This is a genomic window from Streptomyces sp. NPDC021212 (assembly GCF_044332925.1).
Lineage (GTDB): Bacteria > Actinomycetota > Actinomycetes > Streptomycetales > Streptomycetaceae > Streptomyces.
This window is the reverse complement of sequence record NZ_JBIRPZ010000002.1, coordinates 461487-476713: the sequence shown is the minus strand read 5'-3', so window position 1 is coordinate 476713 and position 15227 is coordinate 461487. Positions and strand designations below refer to the sequence as shown.

Here is a 15227-nt window from a genome sequence, read left to right as displayed (position 1 = left end):
GGTGGCCGGGAGTCCTTCAGGACGCTCCGGACCCGGCCGGGGCGGGCGTCGCCCGGAGCCGCCGGGACAGGAGCACGCCGATCAGCGAGAGGGCCGCGGTGAGCCCGAAGAGGCCGAACAGCGCCGCACGGGTGCCGACGTCGTAGTGCTGGGCGATGGCGATGGCCGCCCCGCCGAGCCCCGCGATCACACCGGTGGCGAGGGTCTGGGCGAGTTGCAGCGCGCCACTGATCTCGCCCTGCCGCTCCGCCGGTGCCTGCTCCAGGGTTTCGGTGGTGGAGGCGTTGAACCCGATGCCCATGCCGATGCCGCCGATTCCCCATCCCACGATGGCGATCCAGCCCGGGATCGCGGGGGTGAGGATGACCAGCGCGATGATCGCCACACCGGCCAGCAGGACGGCGAACCCGAGCGCGACGCCACCGGCGCGGCTGCCCTGCCCCTTGCCGTCCCGCTTCGCCTGGAGCGCGGAACCCAGCACCCAGGTGATCGCGCCCGCGGACAGTCCCAGGCCCGCCGTGGCGGAGCTCATCCCGTGCAGCTCCTGGAGGCCGAGCGGCAGGTACGCCTCGCTGCCGAAGTACGCGCCGCACAGCAGGCCGCGGATGACGGTGCCGGCGCCGAGCCCGGCGCGTGCGGTCAGGGTGCCCTCCGGGGTCACCTGGCGCAGCGCGGGCAGCGCGATGGCCACGCCGAGCAGGGAGAGCGGGATCAGCAGGGCGAGGTTCTTCAGCAGGAGCGCCTGGAGCAGCAGACCGGTGCCCGCGGTGAGCACGACGGCGCCGGCCAGCGGCCCCTTCCACCACGGCAGGGCCGGGGCGGCGTCCGCGGCCGTCTCGTCCCCGGTGCGGTTCAGGCGGCGCAGGCCAGGAAGGGTCAGCAGCGCGGCGACGGCGATGATCGGCAGCATGAGCAGGAACACCGCGCGCCAGGTGGTCTGGTCCGCCAGCGTGCCGGTGATGACGGGGCCGATGAGGGACGGGATGGTCCACGCGGAGGAGAGCAGCGCGAACATGCGGGCCCGCAGGTGCGCCGGATAGGCGAGTCCGATGACCGTGTACGCCATCGCCATGACGGCGCCGACCCCGAGCCCCTGGCCGAACCGGCCGAGCAGGAACAGCGGCCAGGAGGTGGCCGCTCCCGCCACCGCGCACCCCGCCGCGAAGACGAGCATGCCGCTCGCCGCGGGCCACCAGGGGCCTCGCCGGTCGGCGGAGCGGCCCGCGAGGACGGTGCCGATGATGTTGGCCAGCATCAGCGCGGACAGGCCCCAGCCGTAGGCCCCGAGGCCGTCCAGATCCCGGGCGATGCCCGGCAGCACGGTGGCCACGCCGAGCGATTCGAAGGCGACCATGCTGACCGAGAGGATCACGCCGAGCGTCAGAGCCCGGTACGAACCCGCGAAGACGCTCTCCGCGGGCTGGGGTTCCGCCGTGCCCGGTGGCGCGAGGGGCTCCTCGGCGGCGTCCGTCGTCTTGCCGGCCTGCTGGGACATGTCCTTCACTCCTCGCCAGTATTTACATTCCGTTCCGGAACGGAAGTGAACCATATCTATACTGCTGCCATGGCGAAACCCCCACAAGCACCGGCCCCCGCCGAGGAATCAGCCGTCGGCCAGCGCTCCGGCAGGCCGCGCGACGCCCGCATCGACATGGCCGTGCCCAGCGCGGTGATGGAGATCCTGGGCGAGGTGGGCTACGCGAACCTGACCCTGGAAGCGGTCGCGGCCCGTGCCGGTACGAGCAAGCCCGCCCTGCGCCGCCGATGGCGGTCCCGCCAGCACCTCGTGGTGGACGCGCTCGCCGAGCACATCGGCACCGAGCCCACCCCCGACACCGGCTGTACGCACTGCGACCTCATCGCCGGCGTGAGTACCCTCGGGCACGCGGCCACCACCGCCGCGCTGGGGCGGCGCGTCCTGCCGGCCCTGGTGGCCGATCTCGCCGGGGACCCGGAGCTGGAGGCGGCCTTCCTCGACAAGTTCTTCTCCCCCCGCCGCGCGTCCACGGCCGAGGCCCTGCGACGGGGGATCAATCGGGGGGACATCCGGGCCGATGTCGATATCGATTTGCTTTTGGACATGCTTGCCTCGACCACGTACTACCGGATGCTCTTCGGACACCTGCCCGTCACGGTCACGCTGGCCGACGATGTGGTCGAAGTCGTTCTCGCCGGGGTAGCGACTGATCAGTGGCACATCCGGCATGGGCGCCATAGGGGCCTCCGCACATGACTATGTGCCGGGGTGCGCCGGAGCGTCCTGACCGCGAAGGTGAGGGATTGCTTTGCTGGGCCGAGAATGCGAAGTGTCAGCCCTGGAGGGGGCCCTGGCGTCGGCGGCTTCCGGGATGGGAGTCAGCCTTCTGCTGGAAGGGGACATCGGTATCGGCAAGTCCCATATGTTGCGAACCGCATTAAGGTTCGCACGGGGCAAGGACTTCGAGGTGATCTCCGCCCGTGCCCGGCAGCCCGAACGGGCGTTGCCGGGCGGCGTGCTGTACCAGGTGCGTGAGCAGCTTCTCTCGCTCGTCGGTGGCACCGGCTCCGGTACGGCGGTCTCCGCCTCCGCCTCCGCCTCGGTCGCCACGCACCGGCTGGTCGTGGCGCTCACCGACCGGACACCGCTGCTGGTGTGCGTGGACGACCTGCAGTGGACCGACTCCGAATCGCTGCACTGGCTCGACCACCTCATGGCACGGCTCGAAGGACTGCCCATCGTGCTGCTCTGCGCACTGGGGGCTGACAGCGCGCGCCCGAGGGACGCCGAGCAGCGGACCCCGGGCACGGCCACGCTGACCGATGCCGTTTCCGGTTTCCACCAGCGCTTCCTGTTGCAGGGTCTCAACGCCGACTGCGTCGGCTACCTCCTCGCTCGTACCTTCCACGAGCCGGTGAGCACGGACATCGCCCGGGCCTGTCGCGCGGCCACCGGCGGGAACCCCCTGCTCGTCCAGTCGCTCCAGCGCGAACTGCGGCGGAGCAACCGCGGCCTGGCCGAGCTGTCCGCCGAGTGCGTCGCCGACATCGGTTCGGTGGAGGTGGCGGAGACGCTCACCGCCCGTATCGAGCCGTGGTTCCCCGAGGCCCGCCGGGTCCTCGAGGCCGTCGCCGTCATGGGCCCGGTCGGGCACTGCGCCGCAGTGGCCCGGCTCATCGGCGTCACCTCCGAGGAGGCCGACGACATGCTGTACGCGTTCGTCCGCTGCGGCATCCTGGTGAGGACCCCGGCGGGCGTCGGCTTCGGTCAGCCCATGATCCGGGCTTCGTTCCTGGTGGCCATGCCACCCAGCGAACGGGCGCGGCTGCACGCGGAGGCCGCCAGGGTGCTGCACGCGGAGGCCGCGCCCAGCGACGAGATCATCGCGCATCTGGTCGCCGCCGGGCCGATCGGCGAACCCTGGGCCTGTCAGCTCCTCGTCGGCGCGGCCGACTCCGCCCAGGCCGACGCCGATCTGAAGAAGACCAGGATCTGCCTGGAACGTGCCCTGGACGAGTGCGGGCAGGCGGAGCAGGCCGTACTGCTGAGGCGGCTGGGCCACGTCGTCCTCATCGACGACCCCGACGCGGCCATCGCCTCGCTCCGCAGCAGCCTGCGGCTCCTCGAGGGGACGAGCGAGACACGGGTCCTGGTACTCCTCGATCTCCTCCAGGCGTTCGTGCTGACCGGCGACATCGCCGAGGCGTCGCGCGTCGCGGAGGCCGCCCTGCCGGAGTTCGAGCGCGACGCCGACGTGGAGTCGCACCGGGCCGTCGCCGCCGCGTCCGGTGTCCTGGCCCTTCTGCACGAAGGCGGGACGCAGCCGACGCCTCCGGGGGCGAGTACCGATGCCTCCCGCACCCCCTGGGTGACACGCCTCGAGGCGGCCTGGTCGGCCCTGAGCGCCCAGTGGAGCGGCAGGGGGCGCGCCGAGGCCGTGCGCTGCGCGCATCTGGGGCTCGGTCAGACCTCCGTCCAGGGCCACGTTCACGTGCTGCCGCGGCTGTGGCTCGTCCTCGCCCTCTTCTACGCGGGCGAACAGGCGGAGGCGGTGGAGAAGTGCCAGACGATCGTGGCCCAGGCGACCGCCGCGGGTTCCAGCACCATGGCGGCGCTGGCACGGTCGGTGCTGGCCGAGTGCGCCTTCCGGGCGGGCCGCATCGAGGAGGCCGCGGCGGAGGCGCGCAGAGCGCTGGAGTACGGCCGCGGAGGGGCGTGGCTGGGGTCCGCGCAGGCCCGCTGCTGGCTGGGCGGCATCCTCCTCGAATCGGGCGATGTCGACCAGGCCCAGGAACTGCTCGCCGGCGACCGGGCCCTGAACAGCACCCCGGAGGTGCTGATGCCCACGCTGCTGTTCCACCGGGGGAGGCTCCAGATCGAAATCGGGTGGACCGCCGCGGGCCTGGCCGACCTGGAGGAGTGCGGTCGGCGGCTGTTGCGGCGGGGGTGCCTGAACCCGGCGGTGTTTCCCTGGCGTTCCGAGGCCGCCCTCGCCCACGCCCGCCTCGGCGACCCCGCCGCCGCCGACCGGCTGGCCCGCGAGGAACTCGACCTCGCCCGCGAGTGGGGGGCGCCGACGGCCATCGGCGTCGCCTTGCGGGCACTCGGCCTGCTGGCCCGTGGCGACCAGCGGGCCCCCCTCCTGGGAGAGGCCGTCGAAGTGCTCCGGGGGGCCGAAGCCCCGCTCGAGGAGGCGCGCGCCGTGCGCGACCTCGGCCGTGAACTCCTGCGGACCGGCAAGTCCCGGCAGGCCAGGGCCGAGCTGCGGGCAGCCCTGGGCCTGGCCCAGAAGTGCGGGGCGGACGGGCTGGTGGACACCTTGGGCCGGGACCTGGCGGAGGCGGGCGCGAGACCGCGTCGCGGTACCGAGGTCGGGCTGGAGTCCCTGACCCCGGCCGAACACCGGACCGCGCTGCTCGCCGCCCGGGGGCTGACCAACAGGGAGATCGCGAACCGGCTGTACGTGACGCGCCGCACGGTGGAGATGCATCTGAGCAGGGTGTACCGGAAGCTCTCGATCTCGGACCGGCGCGATCTGTCCGTGGTGGACTCCGACGAGGCCTGTCCACCGCCGGCACCCGCTCCGGCACTGGCGCCGTCGGCGGTCGTACGGCCCCTCATCCCGAGGGCGAGATGATGCCTGTCGGGTCCGGCGGTATGCGGTGTACGGACCCGACCCGTGGCCATAAGGTGACGGCGTGAGCATGAACACGCCCCCGGGCTGGTATCCCGATCCCGGTTACACAGGTCACGGCCCCGCCCTGCATCGGTGGTGGGACGGGTCCGCCTGGACCGAGTACACGCGCGACGCCACCGCCCCGGCGGACCCGCCCTTCGGCCCGCCGCCCGCGCCCGGCCATCTGCCCGGCCATCTGCCCGGCCAGGACGGCGGCCGGGCGCTCGGCCGCGGCCCCCGGGTCGCGGTGCTCGCGCTGTCCGTGGGGGCCGTGGTCGCCGCGATCATCGGCGGCATCGTGCTGCTGGGCGACAGTGGTGACGGCGGTGACGGCGACCGGGCGAACCCGCTGCCGACCGCCCCCGCCCCGCCCGGGGGCGGCGGTGACGCGCCGTCGGACGCCCCGTCCGACCTGCCCACCGACGGCCCCAGCGCGCCGCCCACCGACGATCCCAGCACCGCCCCGGACGCCGCCAGCGGCATCAGCCTGCCCGTGCTGACGGGCTGGCAGGCGGGCCGCAGCAGCTCCGGCGGCGCGGGCGTGACCACCTCGCGCTACCCGTGCCCGGGCGACCCGTCCACCGACTGCGTGCGCGGCGGCGCCTTCTCCGGGACCGCGAGCGGCTTCAAGGCGGACACCGCCAAGGGCATCGCCGAGGAGGACATAGCCAAGAACGCCGAGGAGTCCTACGGCACGGACGAGGACACCGACCGCAAGGCGTACGGCGGGATCTCCTCGCACCAGCGGCTCAAGGAGGAGGCGGTCGACGTCGCGGGGGAGAAGGGCTTTCTGGTGCGCTGGAAGGTGATGACGAAGAAGGGCGACGACGGCTACGTCCAGTCCCTCGCCTTCCCGTCGCCCACCATCCCCGACACCATGGTCCTGGTGCGCTTCGGCTTCGACGCGAGCGACAAGGCGCCGCCGATCGGCGACATGGACAAGATCGTCGACGGCATAGAGGCGCTGGCGGGCGACGGCCGGTCCATATAGCCCGGGGGAGGGCTACAGGAACGTGTGGCCCTCGCCCCGGTACGTCGGCACGGAGTCCACCACCCGGTCGTCCTCGACGAGGTGCAGCGTCGCGAAACGCTCGCACAGCTCACCGGCCTTGGCGTGCCGGAACCACACCCGGTCGCCGATCAGCAGATCGTCGGCGGCCGTACCCAGCAGCGGGGTCTGGACCTCGCCCGGGCCCTCCTGCGGGTCGTACGCCAGCCCCGCCGGCAGATACGGCACCGGCAGCCGGTCCCGGCCCGCCGCCCCGGACGCCGGATATCCGCCGCCCAGCACGGTCACCACGCCCACGCCCGGCCGGCGCACCACCGGCTGGGCGAAAAGGGCGGCCGGACGCCCGCGGAAGGACGTGTAGTTGTCGAACAGCCGCGGCTGGTAGAGCCCGGACCCGGCGGCGATCTCCGTCACCGCGTCCTCGGCGGCGGTGTGCTGCACGCTGCCCGTGCCGCCGCCGTTGACGAACTCCAGGTCCGCCACCTCCCGTACCGCCCGGACCGCCGCCGCCCGGCGGGCCGCCAGCTCCCGGCGCGCGGTGCTCTGCATCAGCCGGATCGCGCGGGAGCGCAGCGGACGGCCGGTCACCGCGTCGCCCACCCCTGCCACATGGCCCTCGTAGCCCATCAGCCCGACCACCCGGAAGCCGGGGCGGCGCTCGATCGCCCGCGCCAGCCCGGCCAGCTGCTCGGGGGTGCGCAGCGGGGAGCGCAGGGCGCCGACGCGGATCCGGCCGCCCAGCATCCGCAGCGAGGTGTCCAACTCCAGGCAGACCCGGACCTCTTCGGTCCCGGCGCGCACACTCTCGATCAGGTCGAGCTGGGCGATGTCGTCCACCATCACGGTCACGGCGGCGGCGAGCTTGGGGTCGCTGGTCAGCGTGGCGTAGCGGTCCCGGTCGGTGGACGGATAGGCGAGCAGGACGTCGTCGAATCCCTCGCGGGCCAGCCACAGGGACTCGGCGAGGGTGAAGCTCATGATGCCCGCGAAGCCGTCCAGCGCCAGGGCCCGTTCCAGCAGCGCCCGGCACCGCACCGACTTGCTGGCCACCCGGATCGGTTTGCCTCCGGCCCGGCGCACCAGGTCCCGTGCGTTGTCGTCGAAGGCCCTCAGGTCGACAATCGCCACGGGTGCTTCGAGATGGGCGGTGGCCCGGTCGTAACGGGCCCGGTCAGCGGCGGAAGAGGACATGTCGTGAAGCTTGCCAGACCGCGATTACCGCTGGGTAGAGGGCGGCCGGTGCGGAGGGTGCCCGGTGCCCCGTAGAGTGTCGCGCACGCCACGACCGGCAGGTCAGCGGCGTGATGTCCGTATTCGGGCCGCCTGCCCGAAAGGCGGTGGGGCGGCGCGGCGAACCGGTCGGAGCGACGTGAACCAGGTCTCGATGGGCGCGAGGGGGTGCCGGTGAACGCGGACGCGGAACAGGCGCACTCTTCTCCTCGTACGCCCCCACTTCGCCCTGCGCACCCCCCGCGCACCGCGCCCACGCCCCGGTCCGCGCCCCCACCGCGCAACGTCACGCCACCCAGCGCCCCGCCGGGTTTCGGCCCACCGGTATTCGGTCCGCCCGGCGTGGTCCCGGACCCGGACACCCCTGTGCTCGGCGTCCCGGCGAAGGTGCCCTTCCTCCGGGGCGCCACCCGCGGCGGCCGGAACTCCGGCCGGAATGCGTTCACCGCCGACATACCGCGCATACCGCCGCGCCCTCTCACCCCACCCAGTGCCGGAACGGGCCACTACCGCCCGCGCAGCCGTACGGTGGCCGCCGCCGTCTCCCTCGTCCTCGGCCTCGGACTGCTCGTCGGCGCCGCGGCCGGCAGCTGGCTGGGCGACAGCGCCGGCGCGGCGCCCTCGACCGCCGACAGCTACGCCAAGGCGCGCGCCGCCTGGCACAGCGTCCCGGTGGACGACCTCTTCCCCCGCACCCTGCGCGGCAAGGGCGACGGCCCCGGCGGCGCCGACCGCCTCTGGACCCGGATCGCGGTCGCCCCCGACAGCAGCTGCGGCGGCGGCTTCGATCCGCTGCTCACCAAGGCGCTCTCCCCGGTGGGCTGCGAACGCCTGCTGCGCGCCACCTACACCGACGCCACCAGCACCAGCGTGACCACCGTCGGCCTGCTGATCACCTCGGCGGACACCGCCGGGATGAAGGCCCTCCGGCAGCGCTTCACCGAGGACAGGCTCGCCGAGCGCGCCGACCTGATGCCCCGTCCGTACGCCAGGAAGGGCACCGCCGCGGCCCGCTTCGGCGACGACCAGCGCGCGAGCTGGCGGATCCGGATCCTCACCGACGCGCCCGCCGTCCTCTACGCGGTCTCCGGCTTCGCGGACGGCCGCAAGGTCACCGACCCGGAGTCGGCGGGCGAGGCCACCCGGCGCGGCGCGACCTCCGCCCCCGCCCAGTCCGGCCTGGGCAACGACGCTCGCGGCGTCACGGACGCGGCCGAGGACGCCTTCCGTCGCGCCCTGTCCGAGGCCCCGGGGGCGCCGGAGACACCGGAAGAGACGTTGAAGCCGGGGACCGCCTCATGAAGACCGCGCGGCGCATCGCCGTGAGCCTCGCCGCGGCCGGGCTGACCCTGGTGCCCGTCGCCCCCGCCCAAGCCGATGGCATCCAGGCCCAGGAGTGGGCGCTCGACGCCATCCACACCCGCCAGGCGTGGCAGACCACCAAGGGCGACGGCACGACCGTCGCCGTCCTGGACACCGGCGTCGACGACCAGCACCCCGACCTCAAGGGGCAGGTGCTGCCCGGCAAGGACCTCATCGGCTTCGGCGCCGAGCGCGGCGACTGCCCCTGGGCCCGGCACGGCACCGCGATGGCGGGCATCATCGCCGGAAGCGGACACGGCGCGGGCGGCGGCGAAGGCGTGCTGGGCGTCGCACCCAAGGCCGAGATCCTGCCGGTGCGGGTGATCCTGGAGGACGGCGACCCGAAACGCGCCAAGGCGCGCAGCTCCCGGGGCGACGCGCTCGCGAAGGGCATCCGCTGGGCCGCCGACCACGGCGCCGACGTGATCAACCTGTCCCTGGGCGACGACAGCGCGTCCGCCCACCCCGAGCCCGCCGAGGACGCCGCCGTCCAGTACGCGCTGCGCAAGGGCGCCGTCGTGGTCGCCTCCGCGGGCAACGGCGGCGACAAGGGCGACCGCGTCTCCTATCCGGCCGCCTACCCCGGCGTGATCGCCGTGACCGCCGTCGACCGCTACGGCAACCGCGCCGCCTTCTCCACCCGCCGCTGGTACGCCGGCATCTCCGCGCCCGGCGTCGACGTGGTCATCGCCGACCCCGACAAGCGCTACTACGAGGGCTGGGGGACCAGCGCGGCCTCCGCCTTCGTCTCCGGCGCCGCCGCCCTCGTCCGCTCCGCCCACCCCGATCTGAGCCCGCGCCAGGTCCGGCAGGTGCTGGAGCGGACCGCCCGCAGCCGCCCGGCCGGCGGCCACAGCGATGAGCTGGGCGCGGGCGTGGTGGACGCGGCGGCGGCCCTCAAGGCCGCGGCGACGATGAAACCCGAGCCCCAGCAGCCCGCCGCCGCGGCGTCGTCACGGCGCTTCTTCGGCGACGGACCCGGCCGGACCCGCGCCTCGGGCGACGAGGGCGGGGTCAACGAGACGGCGCTGTTCGCCACCCTCGCCGGGGCGGGCCTGGTGGCCGCCGCGATCGTTCTGTGGCGCGGCTCGGGACCGCTGCGCGCCCCGCGCGCCCTGCGGCGCCTGATGACGCCCCGTACGCCCCCTCAGCGCTGAGCGCCCCCTAACGCGCTTACGCGCCGAGCGCGCCGGCCGCCCCCACGGCGGCCCGTGCGGCCTGCTCGACCAGGGCCACGCCGGTGTTCATGTTCCTGCTGCCGTCGGAGAGCACCGCCACCAGATAGGTCCGCCCGCTCGCGGTGACCTGGCCGATGCTGTTGACGTCCCACAGCCCGGTGGTGCTGCGCGGCAGCCAGCCGTTCTTCAACGGCGTCCCGGCGCCCGCGTCGGCGGCGGCCGAGACACCCCAGTCCTGGCCGGTGGTTATCCGCCCCATCAGAGTACGGATGTACGCCTGGGAGTCCGCGTTCAGCGCCGAGCCGCGGCCGAACACCGCGCGCAGCAGCCGCAGCTGATCGGCGGCGGTGGTCCGGGTCAGCCCCCACAGCCCCGCCCGGCCGCCGCGGGTCTGGGTGAGCCCCAGCCGGTGCTGCGCCGCGTCGAGCCCGTCGGCGCCGCCGATCGCCTTCCACAGCGCGCTCGCCGCGTCGTTGTCGCTGTGCTCGATCATCACGGTGGCGGTGTCGCGCTCCTTCGCGGTCAGCCCGCGCCGCTCGTCCTGCGTCTTGAGCAGCAGCGCCGCGAGGATGCCGACCTTGACGATGCTCGCCGTGTCGTACAGGCGGTTGCCGTACGTCGCGCTCGCCCCCGACCGGATGTCCAGGAGGGCCACCGCGAACTCCCCGTCGCACGCGCGCGTCACCGGGGCCAGCGCGTCGTCAAGCGCCGCGCGCAGCGTACGGGCCGACGTGGCGGGCGGCGCCGCCGATGCCGTCGAGGGCGCCCCGACCCCGGTCACCCGCTCCATGCCGCCTCCCTGGATGCTGCCCGCCGCACACCGCGGGCCGGCGCTCGGCCGCAGCTGGGTCCTCGCCGGTGAACTGGGTGAACCGGCGGGCGCCCCACACCCCAGCAGGGGCAGCGACAGCGCCGCCACGGTCGCGATCACGGCCGGGCGGCGCGCTCTTCTACCGGGGCCGCGGCCCCGGGTCAGCCCCCCTGACGTGTCGGTCTCCATGGAGGGGGAGGCTAGACGCCCCCGCCGCGCGATGGGACACAAGGTGATGAACAACCCATGAGAAAGACCTCACGGCGGCCCCGATACCCTCATGGAGTGGCGCTCAAGAACATTCCCGACCCCGGCTTCTCCGACGACGACGGCTCCGCCGACGCCCGCCTGACCGCGGCGCTCGCCGCCTGGGCCGACGACCGCACCGCCGAACCCGAGGTGCTGTCCGCGCTCGCCGAGGCGCGGCTGCTCGTGCCCGTGGTCGCCCTGCTCGGCGAGGTCGAGGAGGGGCCCGAGGGGCTGCGCCGCGAGAAGACGAGCGACATGGCCGTGCCCACGCTGGAGGCGCCCGGCGGCCGCCGCGCCCTGCCCGCGTTCACGTCCCTGGAGTCCCTGGCCCGTTGGCGCCCGGACGCCCGGCCCGTCGCCGTACCGCTGCGGCAGGCGCTGGAAGCGGCCGCGCACGAGAAGGCGGACACCGTGGTGCTGGACCTCGCCGGGCCGGTGCCGTACCAGCTCACCGGACCCGCCCTGCTCGCCCTGGCCGAGGGCCGTACCAGCACCGATCCGCTGGCCGACCCCGCGGTCGCCGAGGCGGTACGTACCGTGCTGGCCGCCGAACCGGAGGTGGTGCGCGCCCATCTGGCCCCGGCCGCGGACGCCGACGGCATGCTGGCGCTCGCCCTGGCCCCGCACGCCCCGGCGCGCGAGACGGCGCAGCGGGTGGCGGGGCGGCTCGCCGCCGATGAGACGCTGCGGGCCCGGTTGGTGCGCGGGCTGACCCTGGCGCTGCTGCCGCCGGACGCGGCGGTGCCCGGGGACCCCCTCTTCAGCCGCTGACCCCGGCCCCGTCAAACCGCCGCTGACCTGCGACGCAGCGGTCACCGGCAGGCGAAATCCCCCGATACGCCCCACAATGCATAGGGCAACTGGCGGTCCGAGCGATGCGAGGAGAACGCCATGGAGACGAGAACGGTCGTATCGGAGTTCACCGGAACCGCGCTGCTGGTCCTCTTCGGGGTCGGTTCCCTGGTTCTGGCGGGCGACTACATCAACGCCGTCGGCATCTCGCTCGCCTTCGGCTTCCTCTTCATCGCGATCGCCTACGTGTTCGGCCGCATCTCGGGCTGCCACATCAACCCGGCGGTCACCCTGGGGATGCTGCTGGCCGGGCGGATCCACGTCCGCAGGGCCGCCGAGTACTGGGTCGCGCAGCTGGTCGGCGGGATCGTCGGCGCCGCCGTGCTCTACCTGCTCGCCAAGCAGGTGCCGAGGCTGCGCACGTACGAGGCGTTCGGCAGCAACGGCTACGGCGGCCGGTCCCCGGTGGGCATCGGCGCGGGCGGGGCCTTCCTCGCCGAAGTCCTGCTCACGTTCCTGCTGGTCTTCGTCTTCCTCACGGTGACCCAGCGGGTGACGATGACCGGCGTCGAACCGGTGCCTGTGGGGCTCGCGCTCGCCGCCGTCAACCTGGTCGGCATCCCGCTGACCTGGACCTCCGTGAACCCGGCGCGCAGCCTCGGCCCGGCGGTGTTCGCGGGCGGCGGGGCGCTCTCGCAGCTGTGGCTGTTCCTGGTCGCGCCGATGGTCGGCGGGGTGCTCGCGGCCGTCGTCCACCGGTTCACGCACCTGCACCCGGCGGGCCAGGCCGAGGAGGAGCAGGCCACGACGCCGCGGCCCGGCCCGTGGGGGCGGAAGCGCGGCGGGCACCGCCCCGAGGCGGGCGGACCCGAGGCGAAGGGGCCGGAGGCGGCGTGACCCGGGGCCGCCGAGTCTTCCGTCAGAAGACCGGGCCGGTGAACTTCTCGCCCGGACCCTGGCCCGGTTCGTCCGGGACGGCCGATGCCTCACGGAAGGCGAGCTGGAGCGACTTGAGGCCGTCCCGGAGCGGGGCCGCGTGGAAGGAACTGATCTCGGTGGCGCTCGCCGTGATCAGACCGGCGAGCGCGCTGATCAGCTTGCGCGCCTCGTCCAGGTCCTTGTGCTGCGGGCCCTCCTCGGCCAGCCCCAGGTTCACCGCCGCGGCGCTCATCAGGTGCACCGCGACCGTCGTGATCACCTCGACCGCGGGTACGTCCGCGATGTCACGGGTCATACGGTCGAAGTCGGGGGCCGGCTGCCCGCTGTTGGCGTCGCTCATGGTGGTGGATGGCTCGCTTCCTGGTGGATGATGGGCTCCACCCTAGGACGCCGCTGGAGGGCCGCTCGTACCGGTCGGGGGAAACCAGGTGTGTGACATGGGCGACGGGCCCCGGTACCCGGCCGCCGTACGCCCGGTGAGCATCCCGTGCTGGTCCTGGTATCGTAGGTAAACGACCGGCCGGTCACTCGCGTGTCCGGCCCACAAGTGGAGGCTCCGCACTCCCACCTCTCGGCTTCCGGCCGACAGGTCATCGGTCAGGCTGCGCCCCGCGGTGACATCGCGGCGGTGCTCCCGGTCAGTGAGGAGCCCCGCCTGTGTACCGTCCGGGGTGTTTTGTGCTTCTCGGCTCGGTGGTCTCTATACAGACGTAACGCGGCAGTCCGCCAGGCGGTCGCGTGGTGCAACCGAGGAGGATCCATCAGCGCCGAGCCCCGCATCAACGACCGGATTCGCGTCCCCGAGGTGCGACTCGTCGGTCCCAGTGGCGAGCAGGTCGGCATTGTGCCGCTTGCCAAGGCCCTGGAGCTTGCGCAGGAGTACGACCTCGACCTCGTCGAGGTGGCGGCGAACGCTCGCCCGCCGGTCTGCAAGCTCATGGACTACGGAAAGTTCAAGTACGAGTCGGCCATGAAGGCCCGTGAGGCGCGCAAGAACCAGGCGCACACGGTCATCAAGGAGATGAAGCTCCGGCCGAAGATCGACCCGCACGACTATGACACCAAGAAGGGTCACGTCGTCCGGTTCCTCAAGCAGGGCGACAAGGTCAAGATCACGATCATGTTCCGTGGCCGTGAGCAGTCCCGGCCCGAACTGGGCTTCCGGCTGTTGCAGCGGCTCGCCGAGGACGTCCAGGATCTGGGCTTCGTGGAGTCCAACCCCAAGCAGGACGGCCGAAACATGATCATGGTTCTCGGTCCGCACAAGAAGAAGACCGAGGCGATGGCCGAAGCCCGCGAGGCTCAGGCCGCCCGTAAGGCCGAGCGCCAGGGCGTCGGCCACGCGGAGGAGCCCGCCGAGGCACCCGCCGAGGAGCCCGCCGAGGCGTGACCTCGAGGCGCGAGCCTCGACCGCCGACCCCGCCCGGGACCGTGTGGTTCCGGACATCAACCGAAACACATGACGCTTCCGTACGCCGGATCGCGGTCTCCGCCGCGCCCCGCCCGCCCGGACGCGCCCCCCCGACGAGGAGTGAACGGCGACATGCCGAAGAACAAGACGCACAGCGGTGCCAGCAAGCGTTTCAAGGTCACCGGCTCCGGCAAGGTCATGCGCCAGCGCGCCGGTCGCCGCCACCTTCTCGAGCACAAGCCGTCCACGCTGACGCGCCGCCTGGAGGGCAAGGTCGAGATGGCCCCGGCCGACGCCAAGAAGATCAAGAAGCTTCTCGGCAAGTGACGCACCCGCCCCGCCGAACCGGCGGGGCGCGCGCCAGGCCGACCCGGACCTATTCGTTTCCGGGCCGCGTGAGTCACCCGCGGCCCCGTACAAGGAGTTAACCAAGTGGCACGCGTCAAGCGGGCAGTCAACGCCCACAAGAAGCGCCGGGCGATCCTCGAGCAGGCCAGCGGCTACCGGGGCCAGCGCTCCCGCCTGTACCGCAAGGCCAAGGAGCAGGTCACCCACTCCCTGGTCTACAACTACAACGACCGCAAGAAGCGCAAGGGCGACTTCCGCCAGCTGTGGATCCAGCGCATCAACGCTGCTGCCCGCGCCAACGGCATGACGTACAACCGCTTCATCCAGGGTCTGAAGGCCGCCAACATCGAGGTGGACCGCAAGATCCTCGCCGACCTCGCGGTCAACGACGCCAACGCGTTCGCCGCGCTGGTCGAGGCGGCGCAGAAGGCGCTGCCGAGCGATGTCAACGCGCCGAAGGCCGCCTGACGCTCGACCTGAGCCGGACCCGCAGGTGGATCCTCACCTGCGGGTCCGCGCGCATCGGCCGTGCCCCCTCGGGGGGCGCGTGGCCGGGTGCTGCCCGGTGGCCGGTTCGGCGTCGGCCGTACCCCTCGGGGTGTCGTTGCCGGGCGCGCCCCGGCGTCCGGCTGTGCCCCTCGGGGGCGCGCTGCCGGGTGCGGCCCGGTGGCCGGGTTGTGCCCACCCGTTCCTCCCCCAGCTACCGCTGGGAGGTGCCCCCTCCGCGTCGATTTCCCACAACCTG

14 protein-coding genes are annotated in these 15227 nt (G+C 73.4%); 10 read left to right on the top strand and 4 right to left on the bottom strand.

The window, feature by feature from the left end; genetic code table 11:
• Positions 1-16 precede the first annotated feature (16 nt).
• Entirely contained in the window at positions 17-1495 is a 1479-nt protein-coding gene (locus ACH4SI_RS06420) for an MFS transporter (RefSeq protein ID WP_398293226.1), read from the bottom strand.
• A 69-nt stretch (positions 1496-1564) separates the two neighbouring features.
• Between ACH4SI_RS06420 and ACH4SI_RS06415 the strand changes: the two genes are divergently transcribed.
• From ACH4SI_RS06415 to ACH4SI_RS06405, 3 genes are all read left to right on the top strand, one after another.
• Positions 1565-2233, top strand: coding sequence for a TetR/AcrR family transcriptional regulator (locus tag ACH4SI_RS06415; protein WP_398293224.1), 669 nt, complete (start codon positions 1565-1567; stop codon positions 2231-2233).
• A 52-nt stretch (positions 2234-2285) separates the two neighbouring features.
• A complete protein-coding gene (locus ACH4SI_RS06410; RefSeq protein WP_398293222.1) occupies positions 2286-5114 on the top strand; it encodes an AAA family ATPase in 2829 nt (942 codons plus the stop codon).
• A 67-nt stretch (positions 5115-5181) separates the two neighbouring features.
• Positions 5182-6144: a DUF2510 domain-containing protein gene (locus ACH4SI_RS06405; protein WP_398293220.1), complete on the top strand. Its 963-nt coding sequence runs from the start codon at positions 5182-5184 to the stop codon at positions 6142-6144.
• Positions 6145-6156: 12 nt separating this feature from the next.
• On the opposite strand, the gene ACH4SI_RS06400 is transcribed toward ACH4SI_RS06405, so the two are convergent.
• On the bottom strand, positions 6157-7353 hold the full coding sequence (locus ACH4SI_RS06400; protein WP_398293218.1) for an amino acid deaminase/aldolase: 1197 nt from the start codon (positions 7351-7353) through the stop codon (positions 6157-6159).
• 381 nt (positions 7354-7734) lie between these two features.
• Here ACH4SI_RS06400 and ACH4SI_RS06395 point away from each other — a divergent pair, with 381 nt between their 5' ends.
• Both ACH4SI_RS06395 and mycP read left to right on the top strand, forming a co-directional pair.
• A complete protein-coding gene (locus ACH4SI_RS06395; RefSeq protein WP_398293216.1) occupies positions 7735-8694 on the top strand; it encodes a hypothetical protein in 960 nt (319 codons plus the stop codon).
• On the top strand, positions 8691-9911 hold the full coding sequence (gene mycP / locus ACH4SI_RS06390; RefSeq protein ID WP_398293214.1) for a type VII secretion-associated serine protease mycosin: 1221 nt from the start codon (positions 8691-8693) through the stop codon (positions 9909-9911). Before ACH4SI_RS06395 ends, mycP begins: the two co-directional genes overlap by 4 nt.
• A 16-nt stretch (positions 9912-9927) precedes the next feature.
• Here mycP and ACH4SI_RS06385 read toward each other — a convergent pair whose 3' ends face one another.
• Entirely contained in the window at positions 9928-10722 is a 795-nt protein-coding gene (locus ACH4SI_RS06385) for a serine hydrolase (protein WP_398293212.1), read from the bottom strand.
• A 306-nt stretch (positions 10723-11028) separates the two neighbouring features.
• Between ACH4SI_RS06385 and ACH4SI_RS06380 the strand changes: the two genes are divergently transcribed.
• Both ACH4SI_RS06380 and ACH4SI_RS06375 read left to right on the top strand, forming a co-directional pair.
• A complete protein-coding gene (locus ACH4SI_RS06380) occupies positions 11029-11763 on the top strand; it encodes an SseB family protein (RefSeq protein ID WP_398293210.1) in 735 nt (244 codons plus the stop codon).
• A gap of 120 nt (positions 11764-11883) precedes the next feature.
• A complete protein-coding gene (locus tag ACH4SI_RS06375) occupies positions 11884-12681 on the top strand; it encodes an aquaporin (RefSeq protein WP_398293208.1) in 798 nt (265 codons plus the stop codon).
• Between the two features lie 22 nt (positions 12682-12703).
• On the opposite strand, the gene ACH4SI_RS06370 is transcribed toward ACH4SI_RS06375, so the two are convergent.
• Positions 12704-13063, bottom strand: a complete 360-nt coding sequence (locus ACH4SI_RS06370; protein ID WP_009713829.1) for a DUF1844 domain-containing protein — start codon at positions 13061-13063, stop codon at positions 12704-12706.
• 420 nt (positions 13064-13483) lie between these two features.
• On the opposite strand from ACH4SI_RS06370, the gene infC reads away from it, so the two are divergent.
• The 3 genes from infC (at position 13484) to rplT (ending at position 14950) form a co-directional block, all read left to right on the top strand.
• Complete coding sequence (gene infC / locus ACH4SI_RS06365; RefSeq protein WP_398293919.1) at positions 13484-14113, top strand: translation initiation factor IF-3; 630 nt, start codon at positions 13484-13486, stop codon at positions 14111-14113.
• A 153-nt stretch (positions 14114-14266) separates the two neighbouring features.
• Complete coding sequence (gene rpmI / locus ACH4SI_RS06360) at positions 14267-14461, top strand: 50S ribosomal protein L35 (RefSeq protein WP_361479148.1); 195 nt, start codon at positions 14267-14269, stop codon at positions 14459-14461.
• A gap of 105 nt (positions 14462-14566) precedes the next feature.
• The gene (gene rplT / locus ACH4SI_RS06355) at positions 14567-14950 is read left to right on the top strand and encodes a 50S ribosomal protein L20 (protein WP_009713826.1); all 384 of its coding nucleotides are present in this window, start codon (positions 14567-14569) and stop codon (positions 14948-14950) included.
• Positions 14951-15227 lie beyond the last annotated feature (277 nt).